Genomic DNA, 8,438 nt, shown 5'->3' on the forward strand with positions numbered 1-8,438 from the left:
TAAAGGATATCTGCTTTTATATATTTTAAGAAAGCCAGACTGAACTGGACCCGATTTTTAGAACCAGTAGCCAAGCGCAATTTGCCATGAATTGTTGCGGCTTCTATCACTACCCAAAACGGTTTCGCCCACCTTTTCGAGAGAGGCATCTGCAGTCTTTCCACAAGCAATATTGTAGTTAGCAGAAAGCTGTACGTGGCTCAACAAAGTAACACCAGCACCCACATTGACGCTGAAATTAGACTTCTTCAAAGAATAACTGCTACCAGTATCCCACTTGAAATTCTTATCACCTACGTTGATTCCCCACTGAGGACCCGCAAAGAGAAAGATATTTGCCACGCTGCTCAATCCCCAACCATAGCGTACATTCACAGGAATGTTGAGAGACTTCTGCTTTACATTCTCCTTGAAATATGAATTATCAGTTCCCTGATACTTCACGTCAGCCTCTTTCTGATCATAGAGAGCAGCTGCATCGAAACTCAAACCTACTACTGGCAAGGTGATCTTTACCATAGGACCTACGAAGAAACCTGTCTTATTAGAAGCATCGAAGACATCTTTGCTGAAAGACATATTGGTAACGTTCAAACCACCTTTCAAACCAAACTTAACCTGTGCGTTAGCCTGCTGCACGAACAGTAATGATGCCAACAACACCATAAAAGTCAATACTTTTTTCATACCTATTTCTCTATTTTTATTTCTAATAATTGTTGTTCAAATCATATAATTCCAACGATTCTTATCCCAATCATTATGATTCCAATGATTGATATTTCCGATAGTTATTATTTCCAACAATCAGAACCAAACCAATTAATGGCGCTCTCTTCTGACAGAAACGCGGGCTGCACTGGAGGTAGAAGAACCAGAACTGCGCTGGCGACGTCTTCTTACACTCGAAGAAGAACCTGAAGACTTAGAAGAACTTCTGCGGTTCTTCTTGACAGTCTTTGCATCCTTCTTACCGGCATTGGCAATACTATCCAGAGAATCCTTTCTCTCCTGATTGCCCCAGATATTCTTCTCAAAAGCAGCCAATTCAGCCTCTATCCTCTTCTGCTCCTTGCTCATAGCCGAATCAGAAGGACAGTATTGGGCCAAAGTCTTGCCCAACATATTATTGGTCTTGTAAATCTTTCCTTTATACTGATTTCTTACAAAGTAATCATCCACACTCATCGTCGCAGCATTGTTCAGATTACTGGTCATAATCTGCTGTTTAGACAAGTAAGGAGCCAGGTCGCTGTACTTCACCCAGAACAAAGGATATTTATTGCCACCATCTCCGAAATCATCCTCACGGGTCATGATAGGACAGAGTGCCAACACCTGAGTATGGAAGGTGGAAGTACGCTGGTCAAAATAAGAAGATTCCTTGACATAGTAAGATTTCACTTCGCGGGAAGGAATATCACTGTTGTCAAGACGCATTCTTCCGTTTGCATCCTTCTCATAATAAATATGGTAATTATCCAGGAATGCCTTTGGCTTCACCAAGTCTGCATCACTGAAACTCTCGTTGCCGTCCAACTTATACTGGTAAGCCTTGATGCGACCTGAGAGTATCAACTTAAACATATAGGTGAACAAGTTTGTCTGACTGCCCAATGGTTCCACAGGATAATACAAAGGCGCATTGGCATCATCGTTGAGATCCAACTCGCGATAGATGTCACGTCTCCATACCACATCCTCATCCATGGAAGCAGTAGTAGGAAACATGATTTGTGCACGGGTCGTCATGTTGTTGGCATTCGACTTCTGCTGAGCCTTCTGCTGTGCCTGGCGGCGCGCTTCAGGTTGAGCGCTGATTCCCAGCGTAACACCTGCAAGCATCAAAAGCATAAATATCTTTTTCATCACATTGATTTTATTTACTTTGATCATTATGTTATGCATTCTGGCAAGTTTTCCATCCCGTCCGGAATGTATCTCCTGTCCAGATTCGCCTTTTTCCTATTCCAGACTCTCTCTTACCTCACAATCACTTCCATTGCAGCAGAGAGATTGCGGGTAATGCCATCAGGACCAACTGCCTTGATATGAGAAATGTAGAAGCGACGGTTTCTGGACAAGTGGCGGAATTCCTCGCGCTGACGCTGTGAGAAATTGGCACCTGCTGAAGCAAGAGGAACCGCATTTCCCATATTGTCGAAGAATACAGTCTCGAAACTCAGCACCTTGAACGGAATATCGAGCAATCCGTCATCAATCGCGGCATGAATGCCTGTTGCTCCCATCAGAGAAGCCTTTGACAGAGCACCGCCTCTATATCTGTTGGTACCCAAAGCCAGATAAGCAGTTGGGTCTGGAAGTTTTCTGACATGGAAAACAAACGGTGGCATCGTACGGATCTGTCCCTTGTCACGAGCCGTAACTGTAATCGTCACATCCTTGCCTACAGCAGATGGAACTGCCACGAAATGTCCATTTCCCTTGGAGATGAAGGAACCGCCACTCATGCTGGCAGAAATCGCATTGGCAGGAACTCCCGGTACGCTGATACTGATTGGATTGTGGAAACCGGCATAGAGCACATTCATCATGTCGGCTGCCACAGTAGCAGTATTAGGAGCCGGAATCACACTGTACTTCTGCAGGAAATTGCGTCGCAAGACATCTCCCTTGGCATTGTGCATCAGAATATATCCGCTGAACTGGTGTTCTCCTACGCCTCCAGCAGTAAAGGAATACTGCCCATGAGCCGTATTCACGCGCATACCATTCACATAGATTTCCGGTTGCTGGGTAGTATCCACAGCCGCCATCACGATGTTGGCATTGAAGCGCTCGCCAGGATAAAGCGTAGTCTTCTCCGGAATCACAAAGGCATCAAGTTTGTTGACGCGAATATCCTTCATATCTATATTAGAAACGAGGGTATGGAGCACCTCTCCTTCCGCATAGCGCACATCACTCTGCAGTTTGGAGAGCAAAGTGATAGCAGCAGCCACAGGCATATTCTCAAACATATATTCCTGCCAGTTTTTGCCCAAAGTCCTTGAATTCTTTGGCACAACTGTAGCGAGGTTGCTCTGAATGATTTTCTTCTGATGCTCGTCAGTCACCATGGTGAGGATACGCTCACGATAACGGTTGATGGCATCATAGAGTTTCTTGCCTTTCCCCGTACCAGGAGCCAGCATCACGATGCCCGCAGCTTCCAGATTATCCTTGTTCTCGATGTTTTTCACATCGCCATCCTTTCCATCAGCCTCTCTGACGATGGCTTCTTTCAACTGCTGTGCGAAGTTGTAGAGCGAGTCACTCATTTCCTTCACCTGAGTAGCCTTCTCAAACCATTCTTTCACCTTGGCAGGATTCTTCTTCATCTGCTCGCTGAAATCCCCATAGATAGCAGCATTCTCTGCAGAAGAATTGGCCGTGGTACGGTTCAAGCTCTCCTCCACAATAGAGAATCCGTTGAGCACCTCGGTAGAGATGTTCAATGCAAGCATGGCCATGAGGACGACATACATCAAGTTGATCATCTTCTGGCGCGGTGAAACGGGTCTTTTCTTTATTGCCATTTATTTATAACTGAAAAATTCGATTGAATGCTTTACTCTTCACTTACATGTGGGGCAGCAGCTCTCATATTGACAGTCATTGCCTCGATCATGCGAGTATAAATCTTGTTGAGCTGCTCTATCTGCTGAGCCATCTTTCTGCTCTGCTCATTGATCTGGTCGATAGTACCAATCTGCTGACTGGCACCCTTCAGCTGCATTTCATATACCTTGCTGATACCGGTAAGCGTACGGTTCAGATTTTCCATTTCCTCGCTATCACGGGTCAGGCGGCTGCTCTGTTCATTTACCTTTTCGAGAGTTTCTACCAGCTTCTTCAACTCTTCCACATAGTTATTCTGTGCTTCCTCCATTTCTGGAGTTATCTGCTGCTGACCACCAACCCATGCAGTAGAACCAGCTACAGGCTGCTGAACGGCTGCTGACTGAGGCTGCTGAACGGCAACATCGGCATCCTTATCATCTGAAGATGATGCAGAGACTGAAGAAGCTGCTGCAGAAACAGGAGATGAAGCTGTGCCTTCAGAAGTTGCTGCAGAAGCAATGCCCTGAGAAGCAGTAGCACCAGGAGTAAAGACAATTGGCTGTCCCACAACCACAGCATCTCCGGAAACAGGATGAGAACCCGAAACCGGTTGAGAACCAGCTACAGAATTATTTGTATCATAAGTGACCTTGCCCGTCTCCAGATATTCTTCAGTAATATGTGTAGGAATATCACGACCATCGGCAGTCTTATCAAAAGGACGGTCGAAAGCTGACAGGAAGAATACCAATACCTCAGTACCCATACCCAAGAACAACATCAGATTGGCTCCCGGCAAGTGAGTCAACTTAAAGAGTGTACCCAAGATAACGATAGATGCACCCCAACTATATGCATAGTTCAGGAATGTTTGTCCAGGCACGCTATCCATCCACTTTTGCAGACGGTAAACGATATTAAACTTACTGTAATCGCCCATTTTTATTATCTCCTATTCTTTGATTTTGTAGGTTTCTGTTTTGCACTTGATGTTGTTGCGAGACTTCTCACACATCTGAATCCGATATACGAACGAGGCTGGTTCTGATATTCCCAAGAGCGCCATGCCGAACGTATGAAAGACTCAGGGTCCTTCCATGAACCACCTCTCACACTTTTCTTCTTCAAGCGGTAAGGATCTTCCTTGGCTGCATTATAAACAAGCGTTGGATTCAGATCGTTCATGGCATCAACACCCGCTTCCGTATAAATCGTACTGGTCCATTCAGCCACATTACCTGCCATATCATACAGTCCGTTAGAATTAGGAGAATAGATGCCCACCCGGCTTGTTATCAGGTTTCCGTCCTTGGTATAATTACCACGGTCTGGCTTGAAATTGGCATAGAAACATCCATCCCCATTCTTTACATCCTTGTTTTCCCAAGGGAATTCATTCTGCTCCTTACCGCGGGCAGCATACTCCCACTCAGCCTCAGTAGGCAGACGATATCTCTGTATGAAACGTGCCTCAGGGCCCAAGCCTTTCAACAGATAGTCCGTACGCCAGGCACAGAATGCATTCGCCTGTTCCCAAGTTACGCCTACCACAGGATAATCATTATAGGCAGGATTGCTGAAGTAACTTCTGAGATAAGTCTCATTATCAGAATTCTTGAAGTCATTCACCCAACAGGTAGTATCCGGATAAACATTCACGATATAGGTATTGAGAAAATCCCAAGGTCCACTCAACTGTCGGTTGATGGTCTGTCTCACGATTCTACCCTCATCATCCACATAGGCTGTATCCTTGGAAATCATGACCACCTCGTTCGGATCCACCTCGATGTCAGTATTGAGGTTACGTTCAGAAGCATTGAGACGGTTGCGACGCAAGGCAGCGGCAGTATAATCATAGATTTCATACTTATAGTTGAGCTGACTCCAATCTATCAACTTCTCTCCCGTCACAGGATTGGTCGTATAAAGACTCTCAATGGCACGCAGTTCGTCCTCATTAGGTTTCTTAGGAAGATTCTTCTTCCAGTTGACACGCGGAGGCACAGGTTCACCATTCTTATCTTCCGTAATCATATAAGTTTCATCGCCTCCATAAGAAGGATCAGCAAGACGGGTACGCAAGATAGAATCTCTCACGTAAGCAACAAATTGCTTATATTCAGAGTTGGTAATTTCAGTATCGTCCATCCAGAAACCATCCACAGAGATTTCCTTCACAGGCGTTTTTCCACCCCAAAGAGAGTCTTGCTTTTCCAAGCCCATCTTCAGGAAGCCACGGTTCACCTTCACCATGCCGTAAGGAGCTGGCTCGGTAAATCCCCTGCCAGATACGCCCACGACTTCACCACCACGACCTGCCATCGAGGTAGATTTGGCACCGAAACATCCAGTCAATGCCACCAGCACAAAGGCTGAGCAAAGCCACATGATACCTTTCTTCATATTCATATTATTCTTATACTATAGTATTCTTACACTTTTATGTTTATTTCTTCCTTTTTTTACGAGATTGATGTCAGTCTGATAACCGACAAACAGCTCATGACTTCCATTGCCAGGACTGATAGCCGACGTGTACATTTCATAACTGTAACCTAACACCACTCCGTGGAACATTCCACCAACAAGGAACGTAACGGAATTAGTAGGACTATAAGACACACCGCCATACATCATTTTCTTCTCATGCGTATAGACCATCCTGCAACTTACATCTCCTCTCCAGGTCACACCATCGTATCTGACAAGAGTAGAAGGCTTTATAGATAAAAACGGATTTCTTAACTTAATATTGTATCCGCCAGTCAAATAATAAGTTGCATCTATCTGCATTTCATTCGTTTCGCCCATTTCAATCTTAGGGGCATTCAGATGCTGTCCGGAAATTCCCACATACCAGGCACCATGTGAATAATAAAGACCAAAGCCAAGATCCAGTCCGTTACCATCAATCTGAGAGGTGGAGAAAGCAGGGTCATTAGATTCTCCTAAATCCACTTTGCTGCCATCAAAACTTTCACTTAGAAAACCAGCTTGAATACCGGCACTGAGCATACCCTTGAAAAGCCGTTTCTTGAAAGCATATTGCAAAGCCAACTTCTGATGGGTGAACAAACCTATCTGGTCGTTCATGAATTGCACACCGACACCATGATAATTCTTCAAGGCATAGAAAGGCAAATCGGCTCCAGCATACATAGTCCGGGGATTATGCTCAAAACCAGCCATGTCTAATGCATAATCAATATTCACATTTATCTTGGCTTGTTTACCTACCGCACCAGGATTGAAGGAAGGTTCCATATCAAAATAATGACTAAAAGAAGGATCGTACTGAGCATAACAGGTGGTTATACCCAGTATCATCAACAAAGTCGCTATTTTAATTCTTTTATACACGATACTATAACGGATTTTTTCTCAAAATATTGTATGAATTGGGAATAGAGATAAAAAATAAAATGAAAAAGGCTGCCCTTATCCATAAGAGCAGCCCTATCATCACTTAATACTCATCATCATTCCACAAGAAATCATCCTTGGAAGGATAATCAGGCCAGATGTCTTCGATGCTATCGTAAACATCACCTTCATCTTCAATCTCCTGCAAATTCTCCAGAACCTCCAGAGGCGCACCAGAACGAGTTGCATAGTCTATCAACTCATCTTTTGTTGCAGGCCATGGTGCATCTTCAAGCTTTGAAGCTAATTCAAGTGTCCAATACATAGCTAATTATTTAACGGTTTATAAATTTGCGTGCAAAAGTAATACTTTTATTTGTATTTACAAGCATTTTACGTATTTATTTTTATGGGAAATTAAAAATTAATCTTAAAAAATTGCTTATGCTTCGATTTATCAAAGAATATAATCCCACAAAGATATAAATCATAGCAGACACCACTCCTGTCGTCAGCTACCATTTCTTCCCATAACCGATGAGTTTGCTGAGTCTTGTAAATGTCTGTTATAACCAAAAGTAACTGATCAGATGAATGCTGAAAGATTTCATTTCTTATGTCTTCATCAGAAAGCCATTCCATGTCAACTATCACCAAAGCCTTAGCTCTTTCCTCATCAAAATAATAATCATCTATCATTCTGACCAACGTATTTTGGCAACCAGCATACACATACGGAGCGAAATCATAATCACCCATCACGACATATTGGGGTTGCCAGTAATTGGCAAGACGAAAGAACAGACGGCCCAATTTACGGAAAGTCTTAGACCGGTCTTTCATTTCCTCATCCAGCTGTTCGTAGGCATAATAAGGATCATGCTCGTTGACAACATAACGCACGAAAGAATAAGCCGAAGGCGATTGAATGCCAAACCCACGACTGTATCTGCAACGTAAAAGCCAACGAGAGATCGATTGGATATAATATGAAATAGATTCAAGCATATAATAAAACGAAAAATAAAAGCCTCAGAAATCTTTCGAAATCTGAGGCTCTTCATTGAAAGGAGGCGGCGACCTACTCTCCCGCATTGCATTGCAGTACCATCGGCGCAAGTGGGCTTAACTTCTCTGTTCGGAATGGGAAGAGGTGGAACCCCACCGCAATAACCACCTGATAATGGGTTATGACGTATTTGCACACAAGCAAAACATGAATAATGACTAATGAGAAATGATAAATGATAAATTTGACATTCCTACAATATTCAGACCCAACATACAGTTGAAACTATGAACTTTCTAAAGAAAGTGTTCGGGCAATTAGTAATGCTCGGCTTTGACATCGCTGTCTTTACACCTGCATCCTATCAACGTCATCGTCTTTGACGACCCTCTATGGAGTTCTCATCTTGCGGCTGGCTTCGCACTTAGATGCTTTCAGCGCTTATCCAATCCAGACTCAGATACCCAGCGGTGCGCCTGGCGGCACAACTGGTAAACCG

Annotated in this window: 8 protein-coding genes and 2 rRNA genes; all 10 read right to left on the reverse strand. The window is 43.8% G+C overall.

The window, feature by feature from the left end; translation table 11 throughout:
- Window positions 1-57: 57 nt before the first annotated feature.
- The gene (locus tag EXN75_RS07195) at window positions 58-687 is read right to left on the reverse strand and encodes a porin family protein (protein ID WP_134843282.1); all 630 of its coding nucleotides are present in this window, start codon (window positions 685-687) and stop codon (window positions 58-60) included.
- A 135-nt stretch (window positions 688-822) separates the two neighbouring features.
- Window positions 823-1,869: a type IX secretion system ring subunit PorN/GldN gene (porN, locus tag EXN75_RS07200; protein ID WP_134843283.1), complete on the reverse strand. Its 1,047-nt coding sequence runs from the start codon at window positions 1,867-1,869 to the stop codon at window positions 823-825.
- A 113-nt stretch (window positions 1,870-1,982) separates the two neighbouring features.
- Window positions 1,983-3,539: a type IX secretion system motor protein PorM/GldM gene (gene porM / locus EXN75_RS07205; RefSeq protein WP_134843284.1), complete on the reverse strand. Its 1,557-nt coding sequence runs from the start codon at window positions 3,537-3,539 to the stop codon at window positions 1,983-1,985.
- Between the two features lie 32 nt (window positions 3,540-3,571).
- The gene (gene porL, locus EXN75_RS07210; RefSeq protein WP_134843285.1) at window positions 3,572-4,504 is read right to left on the reverse strand and encodes a type IX secretion system motor protein PorL/GldL; all 933 of its coding nucleotides are present in this window, start codon (window positions 4,502-4,504) and stop codon (window positions 3,572-3,574) included.
- Between the two features lie 5 nt (window positions 4,505-4,509).
- On the reverse strand, window positions 4,510-5,970 hold the full coding sequence (gene porK / locus EXN75_RS07215; protein WP_022110542.1) for a T9SS ring complex lipoprotein PorK/GldK: 1,461 nt from the start codon (window positions 5,968-5,970) through the stop codon (window positions 4,510-4,512).
- A gap of 18 nt (window positions 5,971-5,988) precedes the next feature.
- Complete coding sequence (locus EXN75_RS07220) at window positions 5,989-6,927, reverse strand: PorP/SprF family type IX secretion system membrane protein (RefSeq protein ID WP_118117386.1); 939 nt, start codon at window positions 6,925-6,927, stop codon at window positions 5,989-5,991.
- Window positions 6,928-7,033: 106 nt separating this feature from the next.
- Window positions 7,034-7,255 (reverse strand): DUF2795 domain-containing protein, encoded by a 222-nt coding sequence (locus EXN75_RS07225; RefSeq protein ID WP_134843286.1) that lies wholly within the window; start codon window positions 7,253-7,255, stop codon window positions 7,034-7,036.
- Between the two features lie 92 nt (window positions 7,256-7,347).
- Window positions 7,348-7,938: a hypothetical protein gene (locus EXN75_RS07230; RefSeq protein ID WP_134843287.1), complete on the reverse strand. Its 591-nt coding sequence runs from the start codon at window positions 7,936-7,938 to the stop codon at window positions 7,348-7,350.
- Window positions 7,939-7,998: 60 nt separating this feature from the next.
- Window positions 7,999-8,111: ribosomal RNA gene (gene rrf / locus EXN75_RS07235) — 5S ribosomal RNA — on the reverse strand.
- Between the two features lie 125 nt (window positions 8,112-8,236).
- A 23S ribosomal RNA gene (locus EXN75_RS07240) occupies window positions 8,237-8,438 on the reverse strand; the annotation flags it as partial.

Source organism: Segatella hominis, assembly GCF_004535825.1.
Lineage (GTDB): Bacteria > Bacteroidota > Bacteroidia > Bacteroidales > Bacteroidaceae > Prevotella > Prevotella hominis.